The sequence below is a fragment of the Pseudomonas sp. S2_E01 genome (assembly GCF_054668365.1).
This window is the reverse complement of sequence record NZ_CP162762.1, coordinates 5,164,669-5,184,996: the sequence shown is the minus strand read 5'-3', so window position 1 is coordinate 5,184,996 and position 20,328 is coordinate 5,164,669. Positions and strand designations below refer to the sequence as shown.

Here is a 20,328-nt window from a genome sequence, read left to right as displayed (position 1 = left end):
TTGCGGGTTCTGCTGATCAAGACTTCTTCGCTGGGCGACGTGATTCACGCGTTGCCGGCACTGACCGACGCGGCCCGGGCCATTCCCGGCATTACGTTCGACTGGGTGGTGGAAGAAGGTTTCGCCGAGATCCCGACCTGGCACCCTGCCGTGGGCAAGGTCATTCCCGTGGCCATTCGCCGCTGGCGCAAGAATCTCTGGCAAACCATCAAGAGTGGCGAGTGGAAACGCTTCAAGCAAAGCGTTCGCGCCACCCGATACGACCTGGTCATTGATGCGCAGGGCCTCCTCAAGAGTGCGTTGCTGACTCGCTATATCAAGGCGCCGGTGGCGGGACTGGATAAAAACTCGGCGCGTGAACCGATGGCTGCGCGATTCTATGATCGACGCCTGGCGGTTGCCCGCGGTCAGCACGCGGTGGAGCGCGTGCGTCAATTGTTCGCCATCGCGCTGGGTTACGACCTGCCCAAGGGGCTGGGCGATTACGGCCTGAACGTCGAACGGCTGGTGGAGTTACCGCGCAAGAACCCGTACGTGCTGTTCCTGCATGGCACGACCTGGGATACCAAGCACTGGCCCGAAGCCTACTGGCGCGAGCTCGCCGAGCGGGTTGGTTACCTGGGTGTCGGTGTCAAGCTGGCGTGGGGCAACCCGGCGGAAAAGGCGCGTGCAGAGCGCATCGCCAAGGACATGCGCCACGTCGAAGTGCTGCCCAGACTGAATCTGGCGGGCGTCGGCAAGGTCCTGGCGGGTGCGCAAGCCTGCGTGGCGGTGGACACCGGCCTGGGCCACCTTGCCGCAGCGCTCGACGTGCCGACGCTGTCGCTGTTCGGTCCGACCAATCCGGGTCTGACCGGCGCCTATGGCAAGGCACAGATTCACATCGCCAGCGATTTCCCCTGTGCGCCGTGCCTGCAAAAAAAATGCACCTACCAACCGACGGCCGAAGATGCCCGTCGGTTTGACCTCAAGCGCGAGTGGCCGTTGTGCTTCACGCGTCTGAATCCCGAGCGTGTCGCGACCCGACTGAGCACGTTGCTACTGGCTGAGGAGCTGCGCTGATGCAATTGGCATTCGTCCTGTACAAGTATTTCCCCTTCGGCGGCTTGCAGCGTGATTTCATGCGCATTGCCCTGGAATGCCAGCAACGTGGCCACCAGATTCGCGTCTACACGCTGATTTGGGAAGGCGATATACCCCCGGGTTTTGAAGTGCTGGTGGCGCCGGTGAAGGCGTTCTTCAATCACCGGCGCAATGAAAAACTCAGTGAGTGGATGGCGGCCGACCTGGCCAAGCGCCCGGTGGATCGCCTGATTGGCTTCAACAAGATGCCCGGCCTGGACGTCTATTATGCCGCCGATGGCTGTTTCGAGGACAAGGCGCAGAACCTGCGCAACTCGCTCTACCGACGCTGGGGCCGCTACCGGCACTTCGCCGAATACGAGCGCGCCGTGTTCGCCAAGGATGCCAAGACCGAAGTGCTGATGATTTCCGAGGTCCAGCAGCCGCTGTTCATCAAGCACTACGACACACCGCTGGAGCGCTTTCATCTGCTGCCACCGGGCATTTCCCAGGACCGTCGCGCGCCGCCGAACGCCGCCGAAATCCGCGCCGATTTTCGCCGCGAATTCAGCCTGAAGGACGACGATCTGCTGATGGTGCAGATCGGCTCCGGGTTCAAGACCAAGGGCGTGGACCGCAGCCTCAAGGCGCTGGCCGCGTTGCCCGCTGATCTGAAGAAACGTACCCGGTTGTTTGTAATTGGCCAGGATGACCCCAAATTGTTCCAGATGCAGAGTGCCACGCTGGGGCTTGGCGATAACGTGACATTCCTCAAGGGGCGCAGTGATATCCCGCGTTTCCTGCTCGGCGCTGACCTGCTGATCCATCCGGCCTACAACGAAAACACCGGGACCGTCCTGCTCGAGGCACTGGTTGCCGGTTTGCCGGTGCTGGTCAGTGCGGTCTGCGGTTACGCCCATTACATTGCCGAGGCCGATGCAGGCCTTGTACTGGATGAGCCTTTCGATCAGGGGCAACTGACGCAGTATCTGACCCTGATGTTGAGCGACGCACCTGCACGGGCGGCCTGGCGCCGCAATGGTCTGGCCTTCGCGCAGACGGCCGACCTCTACAGCATGCCGCAGCACGCGGCCGATGTGATTCTGGCGGAGCACGCTTAATGAAGTTGATGCTGGCTGAACCGTTCAAAAGCCTTTGGGCCGGACGCGATCCATTCGCCGAAGTCGAAGGGCTTCAGGGCGAGGTGTACCGTGAGCTGGAAGCGCGGCGCACATTGCGTACTGAAGTGGACGGCAACGGGTTTTTCGTAAAGATTCACCGCGGCATTGGTTGGGGCGAGATTTTCAAGAATTTGCTGACCGCCAAGCTGCCGGTGCTCGGTGCCGGCCAGGAGTGGCAGGCCATTCAGCGCCTCCAGGAAGTTGGGGTGCCGACCATGACGGCTGTCGCCTACGGCGAGAAGGGCAGCAATCCGGCCGACCAGCATTCGTTCATTGTCACCGAGGAACTGGCGCCGACCATCAGTCTTGAGGACTTCAGCATCGACTGGGTCAAGCAGCCGCCAGAGCCAAGCCTCAAGCGCGCACTGATTGCCGAGGTCGCTCGTATGACCGGCATGATGCACCGCGCCGGGGTCAATCACCGCGATTGCTACATCTGCCACTTCCTGCTGCACACCGACAAACCGGTTACGCCTGAGGATTTCAAACTCTCTGTGATCGATTTGCACCGCGCCCAGACCCGCCCGGTAATTACCCAACGCTGGCGCAACAAGGATCTGGCGGCGCTGTATTTCTCGGCCCTGGACATCGGGCTGACCCGGCGTGACAAATTGCGGTTCCTCAAAGGCTATTTCCAGCAGCCGCTGCGCCAGATTCTGGCTGACGAAGCTGCATTGCTTTCCTGGCTCGACGGCAAGGCCAACAAACTCTACGTGCGCAAGCAACGATACGGGGATGCACTCTGATGTCGGGCTGGAAACTCGATCCTGCCTACAGCGATCTGGCCGAGGACTTCGGCACCCTTGAGGCGGTTTTCGCCCTCAAGGGGGAGCAGTTGACCCGCGACCCGTTGTCCGAAGTCGTCCGGGTCCAGCGCAATGGCATCAACTATTACGTCAAGCGCTACGTAGGCGCTGGCAAGGGCTTGCGTCGTTACCTCGGCAAGCCGCGGGTGAAGATGGAGTGGCAGAACCTCAAGCGTTTTGCGAAGTGGGGCATCCCAACGGCCGAAGTGGTTGCCTGGGGGCTTGAGCGGCGTGGTGCGGCCTATGATCGCGGGGCGATGATCACCTTGGAGCTGCCGCATACCGAAGACCTCAATGCCTTGGCCGAGCGCAACGATCCTAAACTGAAGGATCGCGCCTGGGTCGACCATATCAGTCGGCAATTGGCGGCCTACACCCGGACCATGCACGACAACCGCTTCACTCATAACGATCTTAAGTGGCGCAATCTGTTGGTCGATGATCAGGGGCAACTGTTTCTGATCGACTGCCCCAATGGTGATTTCTGGCGTGGTTTCTGGCTCAAATACCGGATTTCCAAGGACCTGGCGTGCCTCGACAAGGTTGCCAAGTACCATCTCTCGGCGACCCAGCGCCTGCGCTTTTACTTGCACTATCGTCAGCGTGCGCGGCTTAACGCGGCCGATAAAAAACGCATCCGGCATGTGGTGAGATTTTTTGAGGGACGCGAATGACTGATTTCCTGGCCGATGAAGACCGTGCGTTGCTGGAACGCCATGGGCTCGGCACCTTCGAAGCACTGTGGGCCAAGCAACTGGAAGCCGTGGATGAACCCAATACCGTGCGCGGTGGCTGGAGCAGTGTGTTCAGGCTGGATCTTGAAGGGCATGGTTTTTACCTCAAGCGCCAAAGCAACTATCAGATGCACACCCTGCATGCGCCTTTTGGCGAACCGAGTTTTGCCCGGGAATTTCGCAATATCAGCCGCTATGAAAAGCTCGGTATCCCGGCACTGAAGGCGGCGTTCTTCGGTGAGCGCAAGGTGGATGGCGATGTTCGAGCGGTACTGCTGACCCGCGCGCTGGACGGCTGGGATGACCTGGACTCACTGTTGCAACGCTGGCAGGACCTGAGCCCGGCGCAGCACTCGGCCATCCTCAAGGCCTGCGGGCAGCTTGCCCGGCGATTGCACGGCGCACGTCAGCTGCATGGCTGCTTCTATCCCAAGCACATATTCCTCCAGGCCACGGGCGATGGTTACAGCGCTCAATTGATCGACCTGGAGAAAACCCGTCCATTGCTGTTCGGCCATCGCGACCGGGTCAAGGACCTGGAACCGTTGACCCGCCGGGCTCGGGAATGGAGCGTGGGGCACTTGCGCGAGTTGTTGGCGGCCTACCTGGACCAATCGCAGGACAGCTCGCTGATCGACAGTTGGTTGTCGCGCCTGACCGCGCGGCGCAGTTACAAGAGGGCGGGCTGATGCGCTTGTCGCAACTCCGAACGGCCGGTCGCCAACCGACGCTGCCGCTGAGTATTTCCCTGGCGGACGCGGCTGGCCAAGCCGATTTGCAATTGTTGAGCCTGTTGAGGGTACTGCCCGGGCAGCGATACGTCGGCGCCGGGATCTGGCGTGGCCGCCCGGTGTTGGCCAAATTGCTGGTCGGCAGCAAGGCGGCCCGGCATTTTCAGCGCGAGCGCGACGGCGTGCAGTTGCTGGCGGCTCAAGGGCTGGCCACGCCGCAATTGTTGGTCGATGGCCTGAAAGAGGGCGAGGGCGGCTGGCTGCTGTTCGATTTCCTCGAAGGCGCCGACAGCCTGGGCGACGCCTGGAAAGCGGTCGAGCACCTGACGCCACTGGCGGATGAGCAGACCGCCGTGCTGGCTGAGGCACTGGGTGCTATCGGGCAGATGCACCGCAAGGGGTTGTGGCAGGAAGACCTTCACCTGGACAACCTTCTGCGCCAGGGTGGACGGTTGTATCTGATCGATGGCGCCGGCATTCGCAGTGAAAGCCCTGGCCAGCCGTTGTCGCGGCAAAAGGTCCTGGAAAACCTCGGCGTATTGTTCGCGCAACTGCCCAAGTCGCTGGAGCCGTTCACTGAAGAGCTGCTGGTGTACTACCTCCTGAGCAATGGCGAACATGCGTTGCCGATGGAAGCCTTGCAGAAGCAGATCGACAAGGTGCGTAGCTGGCGTCTCAGGGACTTCCTGATCAAGGTTGGGCGTGAGTGCACCTTGTTCAGCGTGCAGCGTGGGGCATTCGGCTTGCGGGCGATTCGCCGCGAGGAGGAAGCGGCCATGCTGCCGGTACTCGAGCAGGCTGATGCGCTGCTCGATCAGGGCCATCTGTACAAGACCGGCGGCGCGGCGAGTGTGGGAAAAGTCGAGACGGACGGCCGGACGCTGGTCATCAAACGGTACAACATCAAGGGTTTTGCCCACTGGCTCAAGCGCTTCTGGCGGCCTAGTCGCGCGTGGCATTCCTGGCGCGAAGGCAATCGACTGGCGTTCCTGGGGATCGCCACGCCAAAACCCCTGGCAGTCCTGGAAAAGCGCTTCTTATGGTTGCGCAGTCGGGCTTACCTGGTGACCGAGCACCTGCCGGGGCCGGACATCATCGAGCGATTTGCGCCTTACGTCGAGAATGGCGAAGCGCCCGAAGCCGAACTGGCGGCGTTGGATCACCTGTTCGCCGAACTGATTCGCGAGCGGATCAGCCACGGTGATTTCAAGGGTCACAACCTGTTCTGGCAGCAGGATCGCTGGGCACTGATCGATCTCGATGCCATGTGTCAGCATACTTCGCGCAGCAGCTTTGCCCCCGCCTATGCGCGGGATCGGGCGCGGTTCATGCGTAACTGGCCTGAGCAGAGTGCGTTGTATCAGGTCATTGATCAGCGGCTGCCCAGGGACATCCCCAGCGCCAGCTGAAAACGCGAGGGCGAGCCTGCTCGCGTTGGCTGCCTTCCGGGCTGTGAAGCTCGGAAGGCAGGTTGATGTGAACTCTCCTACAGGCGCCGTCGCCCTTCATGAACTGGGCGTCCCATGGTCACGATGCTAGCTTGCCGGATGTTCTCGGAGGGCAAGATTTGACTATCAAAATGGCTATCACGCTTGGCATCTGCTCGCTGGTGCTGTCGGGCTGCGGGACCGCACTTACGGTTATGCAAAATGAGGAGGATGCAGCGCGTGGCCTGAGGAAGCACAAGACCTACTGCCCGTCGATCCCGCGCATCTATAGCGGGCTGTCCTATGATTTCTGTGTCTTGAATGCGCCGCCAGAACCCGGCGGCTATCTCGCCTCGTTTGTGCTGCTGGATCTGGCGCTGTCCGGAGTAGGTGACACGGTCGTTCTGCCCTACACCATTTATCGGCAGGTGATCGATGGCAACATCGGCATCTACTGGCGAACCACACCCCGATGACGGGCCTCTGTATACCACTGACAACCCGGTGGGTCATTCCTGCCATCTTTTACGCTATAATCCCGCCCTTTAGCTGTCTCTCGCCCCTTGCGAGGGCACATCCATTTTGAGGCGCGTTGCGCCTGCATGCAGACTTAAGAGGCTAGACCCCTGTGGCATTGACGATTCTTGGCCTGTCCGGCGCCCTTAGCCATGATCCTTCCGCAGCCTTGTACATCGACGGCAAGCTGGTCGCGGCAGCTGAGGAAGAGCGCTTCGTACGCGATAAACATGCAAAGAACCGCATGCCCTACGAGTCGGCGAAATTCTGCCTTGAACAGGCCGGTATCAAGCCCTCCGACGTTGACGTGGTGGCAATCCCGTTCGCCCCGATCAGCCTGTTCGGCAAAGCTCGCTGGCACTACGCCAAGCGTTACTGGTATGCACCGGATCGTGCACTCGATGCGATCCTGATGGGCAACCGTCGCTATAAACGCTATCGCAACAAGATCGTCTGGTGCCTCGAGCAACTGGGTTTCGATCCGAAGAAAATCAAGATCGAGCCGGTTGAACATCACCTCGCTCACGCCTCCAGTGCTTACCACTGCTCCGGCTTCAAGGAGAAAACCGCGATCCTGGGGATCGACGGCAAGGGCGAGTACGCCACGACCTTCTTCGGATACGGCGAAAACGGCAAGATCCACAAGATCAAGGAATTCTTCGATCCGGACTCCCTCGGCGGTCTGTACGGCGCGATCACCGAGTTCCTCGGTTTTGAAATGCTCGACGGCGAATTCAAGGTCATGGGCATGGCGCCGTACGGCGATGCCAGCAAATACGATTTCTCGCGCCTGGCCTCCTTCGAAAACGGCGAGTTGGTGATCAACACCGACTACGCCAACGTCATCGGCCTGCGTCGCTATAAAGAGAAGGGCAAGGGGTTCTACTTCTCGCCGAAATTGATCGAGTGGCTGGGTCCCAAGCGCGAAGGCGACATCGCCGACGAGCCTTACATCCACTACGCTGCGAGCATGCAGGCACTGTTCGAAAAACTCGCGCTGCAGATGATCGATCACTACCTGGGCGACGTGCTCAAGGAAACCGGCAAGCTGGCCTTCGCCGGTGGCTGTGCGTTGAACGTCAAGCTGAACCAGAAAATCATTGCTCGCCCTGACGTCAAGGAACTGTTCGTCCAGCCAGCGTCCGGCGATGCCGGCACCGCGGTCGGCGCGGCCGCCTACGTGTCGCACGCCCGTGGCGTGCCGGTCGAGAAGATGGAGCACGTCTACCTCGGCCCGTCGTACAGCAACGAAGACGTGATTGCCGCGTGCGCCCGTCATGCCGACAAGCCGAAATGGCGCAAGCTCGACAACATGCCTGCGCAGATTGCCAAGATCATGGTAGACGGCAACCCCGTGGCCTGGTTCCAGGGTCGCATGGAGTTCGGTCCGCGCGCGTTGGGCGGACGTTCCATCATCGGTTGCCCGAGCGTGGCGGGTGTGGCTGACCGTATCAACCACCAGATCAAGTTCCGCGAGCGCTGGAGGCCTTTCTGCCCGTCGATGCTCGACACCGTTGCCCCGCAGATGATCAAGGTCGATCACCCGGCGCCGTTCATGACCTTCACCTTCGAAGTGGCTGAAGAGTGGAAAACCCGAGTGCCGGAAGTCGTTCACGAAGACGGCACTTCCCGCGCCCAGGTGCTCAAGCGCGAGTACAACCCGCGCTACTACGACATGATGAAGGCGCTGGAAGACCTGACCGGCAACGGCGTGTCGCTGAACACCTCGCTCAACCGCCGTGGTGAGCCCATGATCTGCTCGCCGACGGATGCCCTGAACATGTTCTTCGGTTCCGACCTACAGTATCTGATCATGGAGGACATTCTCGTGGTCAAAGAGGGTGCGGACGCCTATGACACGCTCGGCTGAACGCCATGTGCTGCAGTTCTGCCACGGCTATGACGGTCCGTTCCTGGACTGCGCCCGGCAGTATGCCAGCCTGTTCGCGGGGACCGGTTATCGAGTCACCACGGTGTTTCTCACCGGGGTGGCCGATGCACAAGTCGCCGCGAGCTGTGCGTCGGACGAAGTGTTATTCATGGAGTACAGCTCCAGGGCCATTCGTGGCCTGAAGCTGGGCGCCATCGGCGATCTGCGCAAGATCGCCGCTTCGCGCAACTTCAGTTTCTGCATCGCACACCGATTCAAGCCGATCTACATTGCCCTGCTGGGCACATCGTTGTCAGTCATTGGCGTTCATCACGCGTTTGATGACTATGAGCGCCCTGGCCGTCGGTTCTTCGCGAATTTCTTCCGCAAACGCCTGAGCCTGCTCGGGGTTTCCGATGCCGTACGCGACGACATCCGCCGTTGCCTGCCGAAATGGCCGGCGGCACGGATCCAGACGCTCTACAACCGCATCAACGTACAAGATCTCCAAGACGATCACGTCTCCGTCCGCGAGGCTCGGGAAACCCTCGGTCTGTCGATGGATGCGTGGATTATCGGCAACGTGGGGCGACTGCATCCGGACAAGGATCAGGCCACGCTGCTGCACGGTTTTGCGGCGGCATTGCCGGGATTGCCGGCCAACAGTCAGTTGGTGATTCTGGGGATCGGGCGACTGGAGCAGGAGCTCAAGGCCATGGCCCGTGAGCTGGGGATCGGTGATCGTGTGCTGTTCCTTGGCCAGGTGCCCGAAGCCCGGCGTTTTTTCCGGGCCTTCGATGTCTTTGCCCTGACCTCCGATCACGAACCGTTTGGCATGGTGTTGCTCGAAGCCATGGCGGCAGGCCTGCCGTTGCTGGCCACCGCCTGCGGCGGCGCCAGGGAGGTGGTCGAAGGCGTCGGCATTCTGTTCCCGTTGGGTGATACCGAACGTCTGGCCCAGGGGCTGCAACACCTGGCTGCGATGGATGACCAGCAGCGGCGCCAGTGCGCCGAACTGATGCTGGAGCGCCTGCGAGAGCGATTCTCCGACCGCGCGGTGCGAGATGCATTCTGGCATCTGCCCAATGTCACGGAACTGGCGGCGAGGGGTTGATGCTCAACCGATTTCAAGGATGGCGCGAGCGTGGTTGGTCGGTGGTCGATGCCCCGACCTACGAGCAGGCCTGGCAACGATACGGCGGCAGTGTTGCGACCCACCCCCTGGTGGTCGAGCGTCTGGCCGGGTTGGCCAACATCCCCGTACGTTATCTGGCGTGGGCGCCAAACGGCGATGTGCAGGCGGCCATTGCGACTTGGGGCCGCGATCTTGCCCTGTCCAAGGACGTGCTCAAGCGTAACGGCAAGAAGGGGCTGTTCGACCTCGGCAATGCCGAAATCATCCTGCCTGCTGCCGTTGATAGCCAGGCACCACTGCGCCATCGCGCCCGTTATCTGTCTGCGCTGAATGAAGGTCGCTTCAGCGGTATCAAGCTGCAGGCCGAACAGTTGGCCATGGCGCGCACGCCTGAAGAACTGTCCAAGAAGTTTCGCTACAACCAGCGGCGCGAGTTGCGTTTGCTGGAGGAGGCGGGTGGTGTGGTGCGTCCGGTCAGCGAGTTTTCCAGCGCCGAGCTGGCTGCCATCTACTGTGATCTGTTCCTGCGCCGCTGGGGATTCCCGGCGACTGGCGCTGAGCGCATGGCCGAGGTGGTCGAGTTATTGCGTGAGCTGCTGATCGGCTCGGTGATTTTCCTTAACGATGCACCCATTGCCATTCAATTGGTGTATCGCGTTGAAGCGCCGCAATGGATCAGTGTCGAGTACATCAACGGCGGCGTCGATCCGCAGACCCGTGAATTCAGCCCCGGTAGCGTCTTGAGCTTCCTCAATACCCAGAGTGCCTGGGAGCACGCTCGGGCGCTGGACAAGCCCCTGCGCTTTTCCTTTGGTCGTGCGGACCGTGAATACAAGGACCGCTGGTGTAATCCTGTGCCGGTCTTTACCGTATGAGTGCGCCCATGAGTCGCAAACAACAACTGCTCAAGCGTCACCGGCGCAACAAACGCATCGGCCTGCTGATTGCCCTGGTGCTGCTGATTGCAATCGGTGTGCTGGTGGCCTGGTGGCTACCGCTGGTGCTGGCGATAGTGAGCTGGATCGCACACGAGGCCTGGTTTGCCGACCATCTGTTCTACTCGCCCAGGGACGATTACGCCTACAGCTTCCCGCCTTACACGCCGCAACCCAGGGTTCACCTGGACGGTGAGCGTCTGCGCCTGGATGATGGAGTCATGCTGGTCGATGACGCGACCCTGATCCTGGCAGTGCAAATCAAAAGCAGCTGGCTGGGGCGCTTTTTCGACCCGGCCGTGGAGTTGTCCGGTGGCGATCACGCCGATTGGCAGACGTTCGAGCGGGGTGCGAATGGGCTGCGCTACCTCAACCTGAGTGGTCAGGCGCAGGTGCTGTCCCGGGGTGACCTGCGCCTGCGCGGGCGCTTTTGCCGGGTGTCTGGCGAGCCGGTGCTCTGGGCCTTCGAACAACCGGACTACCGTCGTCACCGGGTGATGGTCATCGCCCCTCATGCCGATGACGCCGAACTGGCGGCTTATGGTTTGTACAGCCAGGCCGACGAAGCCTGGATCGTGACCCTGACCGCAGGCGAAATCGAAGCACAACATTATCAACAGATGGGCCTGGATCCGGTTGAAGCCGCGCGGCTCAAGGGGCGACTGCGCGCCTGGGACAGCATCGCCGTGCCGCGCTGGGCGGGTGTACCCCAGGAACATTGCGTACAGCTGGGCTATTTCTGCCTGCAACTGGCGGCCATGCGAGATGCCCCGTCGCAGCCGATGGGGTCGCGCGAAGCACAGATGCACGACACCCGGTTGTTCCGTCAGTTGAACCCCTTCGCTCTGCCGGGCGATGCCGATGGCGCACCGACGTGGAACAATCTCGTGGCCGACCTGCGCGAGTTGCTGTTGCGGGCACGGCCGGAAGTGATCGTGCTGCCACACCCGACACTCGATCCGCACCCTGATCACATTTGTGCTCAGCAGGCGGTGCTCGAGGCCCTGCACGGCCTGCAATGGCAGCCGACGACATTGCTCGGTTATGCCAACCACCTGCACGACAATGACCGTTGGCCCATGGGAGATACCGGTCACGGCATCGCATTGCCGCCGGTGTTCGATTCGGCGATCGTGATGCAGCCTTATTGCCTGCCAGTGCCCGTTCCACTTCAGCGTGATAAAGCCATGGCGCTGGCAATGATGCACGACCTGCAGCCACGCATGCCGTTCAAGCGCCGCCTGAGGCGGTTGATACAGCGATTACTGGCCAGTAGAGTGCCGCCCACCTATGGAGAGAATGAGTTCTTTCGCAAGGCGGTCCGGCGCCACGAGCTGCTCTGGCTTCTGAAGCATGGCGAGCCATCCGGGCCCCAGAATTGAACTACAACCCTGCCTGTAAAAGGCAGTGTTCCCAGTATTTACAGTGAGTTTTCCGTGATCAATCCATGCCCGCGTATTTTGTTCCTGATGCCCTATTTCGGGCGCTGGCCTTTCTGGATGCCGTTTTTCCTGGAGAGCTGCCGACGCAATCCTGATATCGACTGGCTGTTCTTCAGTGACTGCGGGGTTCCTGACAACCTGCCGCCCAACGTCACCATCGAGTGCATGACATTCAGCGATTACTGCGGCCTGGTGTCCCAGCGCCTGGAAATCGATTTTGCACCGACCCAGGCCTACAAGTTGTGTGACATCCGCCCGGCGTTTGGGCTGATCCATGCCGATCGCCTGGAAGGTTATGATTTCTGGGCATTTGGCGATATCGACCTGGTGTACGGCGATCTGCGCAGTTACTTCACGGCGGATCGGCTCGCTTCCTATGACCTGTATTCGACCCACGAGCGGCGAGTGGCGGGGCATCTGTGCCTGATCCGAAATTCCGAGCGAAAACGTCAGTTGTTCAGGCAGATCGAGGATTGGCAGGCGCGATTTACTGACCAGAAGCACCACGCCCTGGACGAAGGTGCTTTCAGCCGGATTTTCCTCTGGCGCAAGAATTTCCCGGAACCCTTGTTCAAGTTGGTGGGCAAGTTCAACCCGTGGCGCCGCCGAAGCGAGTTCACCGAGGCTTTCAGTACGCCGGGCGGTTGCATCAAGTGGCACGACGGGACGGAAAACTTCCCGCGCCGGTGGTTCTGGCGTAACGGCACGTTGACCAACGATCGCGATGGCGAGCGTCAGTTTCCGTACTTCCATTTCGTCTGCTGGAAGCGCAACGAATGGCCGCAGTTACCAGAACCGGATCCGGCAGAGATCAAGCGCCTGGCCGCCGAACCTGCCTGGATAATCGACGAAACCGGCTTTCACCGGGGCGCGTTATGAGTCAACGGTTGAAAGTGCTGCAGTTGCAGCCTGACTACAACGTCAAAGCCCATGATTTCGCCGACCTGGCCGAACAGATCGTCAAGGCTTTGCCGGGCGATCGCTATGAAGTGACCGCGGCCTTCCTGCGGGGCAAGCCCGGACCGGGTGAGGCGGTGAGTCGTGCTGCACACTCGGTGTACTTCGAGTTTTCCGACAAGTCGCTCAAGGGCATGCGCATACGTGCCATGTGGCGGCTGTACCAGTTTTGCCGCAAAGAAAAATTCGATGTGGTGATCTGCAACCGTTTCAAGCCGGTGAACATGATGCTGGCGCTCAACCGCTGGCTGAAGGTGCCGCTGTGCATCGGCATCTCCCACGGTTTTGGCGAGTACGACCGGTTTTACCGGCGTCGCCAGACCCAGCGCCTGATCGATCATCACTGGCGTTTCGTCGGAGTGTCGCCGGCAGTCAAGCAGTACCTGTTGGACTGCGACTGCGGTTTCACTGACCAGAACACCTGGGCCATTACCAATGCGATCGACATCGACCAGGCTGAAGGTTTGCAGCACAGCCGCGAGCGTGCCCGGGAAATGCTCGGCATCGATCCTTCGGTACGCTTGATCGGTGCGCTGGGTCGGCTGGTGCCGGTCAAAGGGCACACCTACCTTTTACAAGCGTTCGCGGCACTCAAGGACAAATACCCCGACACCCAGCTGGCGATCATTGGCGCAGGTCGCGAAGAGTCGCGCCTGGCGGCCGAGATCGAGCGTCTGGGGCTGACCGGACGTGCGCATTTGCTGGGTTTCAAGGAAAACGCCCTGCAGTATGTTCGCGCCTTCGATATCTGGACAATGCCCTCGCTGGCCGAGGGGCTCGGGTTGGCGCTGCTCGAAGGTATGAGCGGGCACCTTCCGGTCATCGCCTCGAACGTGCCCGCGATGCTGCCCCTGATCCAGGGGGCGGGCGGTCTGGCAATCACCCCCAAAGATGTGCCGAGCCTGGTCGCAGCACTGGATAGCTATCTCGCATTGTCAGATGACGATCTCAGGGCCAAAGGTGAGCAGGCCTATCGCTATCTTCAGGAGCAACACGATATCGAGGTGTTCCGCCAGGAATACCTGAATCTGATCGACACTGGCTTGAGCCAGGCCCGCAAGGAGCAGTCATGAACGACGCACAACCCATCGTCACGGTCATCATCGCGTCGTACAACCACGGGCGTTACATCGAGGACAGCATTCTCAGTGTGCTGAATCAGACCTACCCCAATATCGAGCTGCTGGTGGTCGATGATGGCTCCAGTGATGACAGCGTCGAGCGGATCAACGCCTTGCAGGCGCTACACGGTTTCGATTTCCGTGTGCAACAGAATCAGGGGCTGACCAATACCCTTAACGGCGCCATTGCGCGGGCAAAGGGTAGTCTGATCGTGCCCTTCGGTTCCGATGACATCATGTTGCCCGAGCGCATCGCCATCCAGGTGGCGCATATGGACGGCAAACCGGAGGTCGGCATTTGCGCCGGGAATATCGAGCTGATGGACGCTGAAGGGGTCGCGTACCCGGAATCACGTCAGCGCCGCGATGTGCCGTTTCGTCGTCTGGACTTCGATGACATGTTCCTCGAACGCAAGCCTTATCCGCCGGCGCCGACCCTCATGATCCGTCGCGAGGCCCTGGAGAAAGTCGGTGGCTTCGATCCGACGATTCGCCTGGAGGATTTGCTGATCGAACTGAAAGTGACCCATGCCGGGTATTTTATCGATGGTTTGAACGTGCTGATGGCGCGCTATCGCAAACACGCCACAAACTCCTACAAGAACCACCGCTTCATGATCGACAATATCCTGCGCACCTACGCTCTGTTCAGCGATCACCCGATGTACGAGTTCGTGCGTTACCGCTTCCTGAGTTCGATGTTCCTGAAAACGGCCAACCGCGACCGTACGCTGGCGCGCGAACTGCTGGCGCAGATTCCGTTCAAGGCGTGGAACAAGAAGACCTGGCGCGGGCTGGGGCGCTTGTACTTTTCACCGCTGGAGAAGGATTAAGCCCGCACCGGCAGGTGCGAGCCTTCATCCTGCGGCTGTCTCATCGGGCGGATGAGGCAGTCGCAAGCACCTGTTTATGCAGGGTGTCCACGGCCGACGGCGAGGCTGTCACGGCATACCCTTGCAGCAGCGCCTGCAAATGCTCTTCGAACAGCCAGCGTCGATCGACGGTGTAGCGCTGCATATGGCGCAGGTTGCGCTGGCGCAGCGACAGGCTCAGTGATGACGGGAAGATGCGCAGGTCGGCGACGTCGATCAGGCCGAATTCTCCATCCTCCAGAACCAGCACGTTACCCAGGTGCAGCGAGCGGAAGTACACCCCTTGCTCGTGGAGTTGCGCCATGAACTTGCCAAAGCGCTCCACCAGCGCCTGACGCACTTCCGGTGCTGTGATTCCTTGGAGTACCTGGCGCAGGGTGTGACCCGGCAGGGGCGTGTAATGCACGGCACTGCTGCCATCCTCCAGGCGATAAAGCTCCAGAATCCGTGGCGTCGGGAAACCCATGTTGCGCAGCCGCTCGCTGTTGACAGCAAAGCGTTCGGAATAGGCATTGAAGCTGCCCGAGGTGTACCAGCGCCGGGGCCGGAACAACTTCAGGAAACTGCCATCGACCAGGCGCAGCACTTTTGGCCCCAAGCCATCTTCTTCGATAATCCGGGCGTCGGCGCTCATCGCTTCCAGGGCTGGCTGGGTCAGGCGCTTCACGGACATCGTCAGCAAGCGACCGGCAAGCTGGTTGATGCTCAAAGCGGCAATCAGTGCCAAGGGAATCCATAGCAGGAACCAGTGCTCCTTGGGCCGGGAAAGAATTCCGCCGCCTTCGGTGAGGCCGCCGCCGATACCGAACACCAACCAGGTCGACGCAATGATGAGCAGTGGTTGCAAGCGTTGGCGCCAACTGCTCAGCAACGCCCAGGCTTGAACGAACAACCAGGGAATGAAACCGATAATACCGACGTAATACAGCACGCCGAGGGCGAAGTTGTGTGGCTCTGCCAGCGTGTAACCCAAGCCGACATCGACCTCCAGGCTGGCATCGTAGCCATGGCCAAGCCATGGTCGTTCGGCGATTTTGTGCAGGACGAACTGCCAGATTTCGAAACGGTAGGAATTGCCTCGATCAAGGATCATGCTCGAGAAAAGCACCAGCACTGCCGCACCCCCGACGCCCATGAGACCCAGCAGCAGGATCGAGCGACGGTTCCAGCAGATGAAGCTCAGCCACAATGCCGCCAGCGTCAGGCCGACCAAGGGGGTACGGGAGCCGGTCGCAATGACCGCCGCGAACATGACTGCCATGGCGGGGATACTCAGCCAGAGTATCTGTGGGCGTTTACACGTCATGCTCAAGCTGAGCCAGTAGGCGCAGAAGAAGGCGAACAGGTGCGAGCTCAACAGCGGGTTATCGAACGCGCCTCCGCCAATCAGGCGCAAACCCGGTGCGTAAATCCCGGCAAACACGTACAGGTAGCAGATTGTCGCGATCAGCCCCACGATCGCGGCGCTGAACAGCAGCGGTTGGATGACTTCGCTGCGATGGCGAATCAGCAGGTAGCAACCTGCAAACAACATCAGCAAATGCAGGGGCGGCTTGAGTTTGCCGGAGAACCCGTCATCGCCAGGGCTCCAGGCAAGGCTGATCAACGCCCAGGCGGCAAACAGCAACACCGCGATAAAGATCGGATCGCGCAGCAGTTCCCTGAGCTCGCGCGGACGCATGCACAACGCAATCAATGTCGGGATGCTGAACAACCCGTAGTAGAGCTTGTGAAGCAGGCTGCGATCCGGCAGGAAAAACATCGAGCACAAAAGCAGAAAATAGCCCGCAGGAAGAATCCAGAGGCAGATGAAGTCGAAGACTCGATTGGGGGTACTGCTCAAACCACTGAGTTGCATGTTGGAAAATTCAATCCTGAAGTTGATCGGCCAATCCGATGGTGGCCTTATGATACTGTTTGCGTCGTCTAACAATAACAGCCTTTATGCGATTGCCAGAACCCTGAGGAAGCTGTGCTAAAGTCAGCGTCCTTTTTATCGACATTCGCGTGATATGACCGACTCCAGTCTCTACGCAAGCCCTTCGAGCTTGAAAATCTATTTCCGCCTGCTGGGTTACGTCCGGCCCTACATCAGCCTGTTCCTGATCAGCATCGTCGGTTTTCTGATTTTCGCCTCGACGCAGCCAATGCTCGGGTACATCCTCAAGTATTTCGTCGATGGCCTGTCCAATCCCGAGGCGGTGCTGTTTCCCAGCGTGCCTTACCTGCGCGACCTTCAACTGCTGCAAGCCGTGCCGTTGCTGATCATCCTGATCGCCGCCTGGCAGGGGCTGGGATCTTATCTGGGCAACTACTTCCTGGCCAAGGTTTCGCTCGGGTTGGTGCACGACCTGCGTGTGCAGTTGTTCAATAACCTGTTGGTGCTGCCGAACCGATATTTCGACAAGCATAACTCGGGTCACCTGATTTCCCGCATCACCTTTAACGTAACAATGGTTACAGGGGCGGCAACAGATGCGATCAAGGTCGTAATCCGTGAGGGTATGACGGTTATCTTCCTGTTTGCCTCGTTGCTGTACATGAACTGGAAGTTGACCCTGGTGATGGTCGCGATCCTGCCACTGATTGCGTTCATGGTGGGCAACGCGAGCAAGAAATTCCGCAAGCAGAGCAAGAAGATCCAGGCCGCCATGGGCGATGTCACGCACGTGGCGTCGGAAACCATCCAGGGTTATCGCGTGGTGCGCAGTTTCGGCGGGGAAGTCTACGAAGAGAAACGCTTCCTCAATGCGAGCCAGGGCAATACCGACAAGCAACTGCGCATGACCCGCACGGGTGCCATTTATACGCCGCTGCTGCAGTTGGTGATTTATAGCGCGATGGCGGTGCTGATGTTCCTGGTCCTGTACCTGCGGGGCGATGCTTCCGCCGGTGACATGGTGGCCTATATCACCCTGGCCGGCCTGCTACCCAAACCGATCCGCCAGTTGTCGGAAGTCAGTTCGACCATTCAGAAAGGCGTCGCCGGTGCCGAAAGTATCTTCGAGCAACTGGACGTTGAACCGGAAATCGATACCGGGACCATTGAACGTGATGCCGTTACCGGTCGTCTGGATGTTCGTCATCTGAGCTTCACGTACCCGGGCACCGAGCGCCAGGTGCTCGACGACATCAGTTTTTCCGTCGAGCCAGGGCAAATGGTCGCGCTGGTGGGGCGCTCGGGCAGTGGCAAGTCGACCCTGGCCAACCTGATCCCGCGGTTCTATCACCATGACAAGGGCGAGATCCTGATCGATGGTGTCGAGGTCGAGCAGTACAAGTTGCTCAACCTGCGCAGACACATTGCCCAGGTGACCCAGCATGTCACCCTGTTCAGCGACACGGTGGCCAACAATATCGCCTATGGCGATCTGGCTGGCGCACCCCGTGAAGACATCGAAAAGGCTGCGAAAGATGCCTATGCCATGGACTTCATTGCACAATTGCCCCAAGGCCTGGACACCCAGGTCGGTGAGAACGGCGTGTTGCTGTCTGGTGGCCAGCGCCAGCGTCTGGCGATCGCCCGGGCGTTGCTGAAGAATGCACCGCTGCTGATTCTCGACGAGGCGACTTCGGCCCTGGACACCGAATCGGAGCGACACATCCAGGCGGCACTGGATCAGGTCATGAAGGGACGAACGACGCTGGTCATCGCTCACCGTTTGTCGACTATCGAGAAAGCCGATCTGATCCTGGTCATGGACCAGGGCCAGATCGTCGAGCGGGGTACGCACACCGAACTGCTGGCTCAGAATGGTTACTACGCCCGCTTGAATGCCATGGGGCTCGATGCCCCGGCAGAAAACATCGCGTGAGCCTTGCGCGGTCAATCATGTAGGTAACTGTCTGGAAAGATCGCAGCCTGGGGTCATCAACCCTGAACAGGCTGCGATCTTTCATTTTTGCTCCTCGGAGGCGTGCCATGCGCCGGCCCCGCACCAACCCTGTGCTAATATCCCGCCCTTGTTCATTTTGTATGTGGGATGCTCCATGAAGTTGTCCATGCCGCGATTCGATGTAGCCCCAGTATTGGTGGTCGGCGATGTCATGCTCGACCGCTACTGGCATGGCGGGACCTCACGGATCTCCCCTGAGGCACCGGTTCCGGTGGTCAAGGTCGAGCAAATCGAGGATCGCCCGGGCGGCGCTGCGAACGTTGCCTTGAACATTGCCGCGCTGGGCGCACCCGCCTCGCTGGTCGGTGTGACTGGCGACGACGAAGCCGCCGACAGCCTGGCCAATAGCCTCAAGGGTGCTGGCGTGCGAGCGATGTTCCAGCGTATTGCGCATCAGCCGACCATCGTCAAACTGCGGGTCATGAGCCGTCATCAGCAATTGCTGCGCATCGACTTCGAAGAACCGTTCGCGACCGACGCCCTGGCGCTGGGCGACCAGGTCGGCGAATTGCTGGAAGGCATCAAAGTGCTGGTGCTGTCCGACTACGGCAAAGGCGCGCTTAAAAATCACCAGGTGCTCATCCAGGCCGCTCGTGCCCGTGGCATCCCGGTGCTGGCCGACCCGAAGGGCAAGGATTTCTCGATCTACGGTGGCGCCAGCCTGATTACCCCCAACCTCAGCGAATTCGAAGCGATCGTCGGCCGTTGCGTCGATGAGCACGACTTGGTGAATAAAGGCGCTCAGTTGATGCATGACCTCGAGCTGGGTGCTCTGCTCGTGACCCGGGGCGAACATGGCATGACCCTGTTGCGCCCGGATCATCCGGCGCTGCACCTGCCGGCGCGCGCGCGGGAAGTGTTCGACGTGACAGGTGCCGGCGATACGGTGATCTCCACTTTGGCGGCGGCGATTGCGGCCGGTGAAGAACTGCCCCACGCGGTGGCGTTGGCCAACCTGGCGGCAGGCATCGTCGTCGGCAAGCTCGGTACGGCGGCCATCAGTGCTCCGGAACTGCGTCGGGCCATTCAGCGTGAGGAAGGTTCCGAGCGCGGTGTGCTCGGCCTCGAGCAACTGCGACTGGCGGTTGACGACGCTCGCGCTCACAAGGAGAAGATCGTCTTTACCAACGGTTGCTTCGATATCCTGCATGCGGGGCACGTGACCTACCTTGAGCAGGCACGGGCACAGGGTGATCGCCTGATCGTTGCCGTAAACGACGATGCGTCGGTCAGTCGCCTGAAAGGTCCGGGGCGGCCGATCAATAGCGTCGACCGGCGCATGGCGGTGCTGGCGGGGCTCGGTGCGGTAGACTGGGTGATCAGCTTTTCTGAGGGTACTCCGGAAAATCTGCTGCGCGAGGTCAAGCCGGACGTGCTGGTCAAGGGCGGCGATTACGGCATCGACCAGGTGGTCGGCGCGGACATCGTGACGGCCTATGGTGGAGCGGTAAAGGTACTGGGGTTGGTGGAAAACAGCTCGACAACGGCGATTGTCGAGAAGATCCGCAGCCATTGAACAAGATTAAAAGTTCCCGTTCCTGTCTGAGCATGAGCGGGTTTAATTGTGAGGGGCTGACCGCACCGATGAAGTTCGTTGGTAATCTCTCAATGCTTTTGCTTGCTTTTTCTCAGTGGTAAAAGAT

Annotated in this window: 17 protein-coding genes; 16 read left to right on the top strand and 1 reads right to left on the bottom strand. The window is 60.2% G+C overall.

The window, feature by feature from the left end:
- From waaC to AB4O36_RS23860, 14 genes are all read left to right on the top strand, one after another.
- Positions 1-1,062, top strand: a complete 1,062-nt coding sequence (waaC, locus tag AB4O36_RS23925) for a lipopolysaccharide heptosyltransferase I (RefSeq protein WP_460140419.1) — start codon at positions 1-3, stop codon at positions 1,060-1,062.
- Positions 1,062-2,183 (top strand): glycosyltransferase family 4 protein, encoded by a 1,122-nt coding sequence (locus AB4O36_RS23920; RefSeq protein WP_460118704.1) that lies wholly within the window; start codon positions 1,062-1,064, stop codon positions 2,181-2,183. Before waaC ends, AB4O36_RS23920 begins: the two co-directional genes overlap by 1 nt.
- Positions 2,183-2,989: a lipopolysaccharide core heptose(I) kinase RfaP gene (gene rfaP, locus AB4O36_RS23915; RefSeq protein WP_460140418.1), complete on the top strand. Its 807-nt coding sequence runs from the start codon at positions 2,183-2,185 to the stop codon at positions 2,987-2,989. The genes AB4O36_RS23920 and rfaP overlap by 1 nt, the downstream gene beginning before the upstream one ends.
- Positions 2,989-3,723, top strand: a complete 735-nt coding sequence (locus tag AB4O36_RS23910; protein ID WP_460140417.1) for a lipopolysaccharide kinase InaA family protein — start codon at positions 2,989-2,991, stop codon at positions 3,721-3,723. The genes rfaP and AB4O36_RS23910 overlap by 1 nt, the downstream gene beginning before the upstream one ends.
- Positions 3,720-4,472, top strand: a complete 753-nt coding sequence (locus tag AB4O36_RS23905) for a lipopolysaccharide kinase InaA family protein (RefSeq protein ID WP_460140416.1) — start codon at positions 3,720-3,722, stop codon at positions 4,470-4,472. The genes AB4O36_RS23910 and AB4O36_RS23905 overlap by 4 nt, the downstream gene beginning before the upstream one ends.
- Complete coding sequence (locus AB4O36_RS23900) at positions 4,472-5,923, top strand: lipopolysaccharide kinase InaA family protein (protein WP_460140415.1); 1,452 nt, start codon at positions 4,472-4,474, stop codon at positions 5,921-5,923. The genes AB4O36_RS23905 and AB4O36_RS23900 overlap by 1 nt, the downstream gene beginning before the upstream one ends.
- Positions 5,924-6,081: 158 nt before the next feature.
- Entirely contained in the window at positions 6,082-6,417 is a 336-nt protein-coding gene (locus AB4O36_RS23895) for a YceK/YidQ family lipoprotein (RefSeq protein WP_460118694.1), read from the top strand.
- A 152-nt stretch (positions 6,418-6,569) separates the two neighbouring features.
- Positions 6,570-8,327: a carbamoyltransferase family protein gene (locus AB4O36_RS23890; RefSeq protein ID WP_460118692.1), complete on the top strand. Its 1,758-nt coding sequence runs from the start codon at positions 6,570-6,572 to the stop codon at positions 8,325-8,327.
- On the top strand, positions 8,311-9,441 hold the full coding sequence (locus AB4O36_RS23885) for a glycosyltransferase (RefSeq protein ID WP_460140414.1): 1,131 nt from the start codon (positions 8,311-8,313) through the stop codon (positions 9,439-9,441). The genes AB4O36_RS23890 and AB4O36_RS23885 overlap by 17 nt, the downstream gene beginning before the upstream one ends.
- Positions 9,441-10,337 carry an antimicrobial resistance protein Mig-14 gene (locus tag AB4O36_RS23880; RefSeq protein WP_460118688.1) on the top strand — a complete coding sequence of 299 codons (897 nt, stop codon included), beginning with the start codon at positions 9,441-9,443 and terminating at the stop codon, positions 10,335-10,337. Before AB4O36_RS23885 ends, AB4O36_RS23880 begins: the two co-directional genes overlap by 1 nt.
- A gap of 8 nt (positions 10,338-10,345) precedes the next feature.
- Positions 10,346-11,779: a PIG-L deacetylase family protein gene (locus AB4O36_RS23875; RefSeq protein ID WP_460140413.1), complete on the top strand. Its 1,434-nt coding sequence runs from the start codon at positions 10,346-10,348 to the stop codon at positions 11,777-11,779.
- Positions 11,780-11,833: 54 nt separating this feature from the next.
- Complete coding sequence (locus AB4O36_RS23870; protein WP_460140412.1) at positions 11,834-12,718, top strand: DUF6625 family protein; 885 nt, start codon at positions 11,834-11,836, stop codon at positions 12,716-12,718.
- The gene (locus AB4O36_RS23865; protein ID WP_460118682.1) at positions 12,715-13,869 is read left to right on the top strand and encodes a glycosyltransferase family 4 protein; all 1,155 of its coding nucleotides are present in this window, start codon (positions 12,715-12,717) and stop codon (positions 13,867-13,869) included. The genes AB4O36_RS23870 and AB4O36_RS23865 overlap by 4 nt, the downstream gene beginning before the upstream one ends.
- Positions 13,866-14,750 (top strand): glycosyltransferase, encoded by an 885-nt coding sequence (locus AB4O36_RS23860; protein ID WP_460140411.1) that lies wholly within the window; start codon positions 13,866-13,868, stop codon positions 14,748-14,750. Before AB4O36_RS23865 ends, AB4O36_RS23860 begins: the two co-directional genes overlap by 4 nt.
- 40 nt (positions 14,751-14,790) lie before the next feature.
- Here the strand turns inward: AB4O36_RS23860 and AB4O36_RS23855 are convergent, their stop codons facing one another.
- Positions 14,791-16,647, bottom strand: a complete 1,857-nt coding sequence (locus AB4O36_RS23855; RefSeq protein ID WP_460140410.1) for an O-antigen ligase family protein — start codon at positions 16,645-16,647, stop codon at positions 14,791-14,793.
- Between the two features lie 154 nt (positions 16,648-16,801).
- On the opposite strand from AB4O36_RS23855, the gene msbA reads away from it, so the two are divergent.
- Positions 16,802-18,604, top strand: coding sequence for a lipid A export permease/ATP-binding protein MsbA (gene msbA, locus AB4O36_RS23850; RefSeq protein ID WP_460140409.1), 1,803 nt, complete (start codon positions 16,802-16,804; stop codon positions 18,602-18,604).
- Positions 18,605-18,779: 175 nt separating this feature from the next.
- The gene (gene hldE, locus AB4O36_RS23845) at positions 18,780-20,201 is read left to right on the top strand and encodes a bifunctional D-glycero-beta-D-manno-heptose-7-phosphate kinase/D-glycero-beta-D-manno-heptose 1-phosphate adenylyltransferase HldE (RefSeq protein ID WP_460140408.1); all 1,422 of its coding nucleotides are present in this window, start codon (positions 18,780-18,782) and stop codon (positions 20,199-20,201) included.
- Positions 20,202-20,328 lie beyond the last annotated feature (127 nt).

Bases quoted from the DNA above. Each gene is read 5' to 3' on its own strand.
- AB4O36_RS23920 (WP_460118704.1), top strand. From the start codon at position 1,062: ATGCAATTGGCATTCGTCCTGTACAAGTATTTCCCCTTCGGCGGCTTG.
- rfaP (WP_460140418.1), top strand. From the start codon at position 2,183: ATGAAGTTGATGCTGGCTGAACCGTTCAAAAGCCTTTGGGCCGGACGC.
- AB4O36_RS23910 (WP_460140417.1), top strand. From the start codon at position 2,989: ATGTCGGGCTGGAAACTCGATCCTGCCTACAGCGATCTGGCCGAGGAC.
- AB4O36_RS23905 (WP_460140416.1), top strand. From the start codon at position 3,720: ATGACTGATTTCCTGGCCGATGAAGACCGTGCGTTGCTGGAACGCCAT.
- AB4O36_RS23900 (WP_460140415.1), top strand. From the start codon at position 4,472: ATGCGCTTGTCGCAACTCCGAACGGCCGGTCGCCAACCGACGCTGCCG.
- AB4O36_RS23885 (WP_460140414.1), top strand. From the start codon at position 8,311: ATGACACGCTCGGCTGAACGCCATGTGCTGCAGTTCTGCCACGGCTAT.
- AB4O36_RS23880 (WP_460118688.1), top strand. From the start codon at position 9,441: ATGCTCAACCGATTTCAAGGATGGCGCGAGCGTGGTTGGTCGGTGGTC.
- AB4O36_RS23875 (WP_460140413.1), top strand. From the start codon at position 10,346: ATGAGTCGCAAACAACAACTGCTCAAGCGTCACCGGCGCAACAAACGC.
- AB4O36_RS23865 (WP_460118682.1), top strand. From the start codon at position 12,715: ATGAGTCAACGGTTGAAAGTGCTGCAGTTGCAGCCTGACTACAACGTC.
- AB4O36_RS23860 (WP_460140411.1), top strand. From the start codon at position 13,866: ATGAACGACGCACAACCCATCGTCACGGTCATCATCGCGTCGTACAAC.
- AB4O36_RS23855 (WP_460140410.1), bottom strand. From the start codon at position 16,647: ATGCAACTCAGTGGTTTGAGCAGTACCCCCAATCGAGTCTTCGACTTC.
- msbA (WP_460140409.1), top strand. From the start codon at position 16,802: ATGACCGACTCCAGTCTCTACGCAAGCCCTTCGAGCTTGAAAATCTAT.
- hldE (WP_460140408.1), top strand. From the start codon at position 18,780: ATGAAGTTGTCCATGCCGCGATTCGATGTAGCCCCAGTATTGGTGGTC.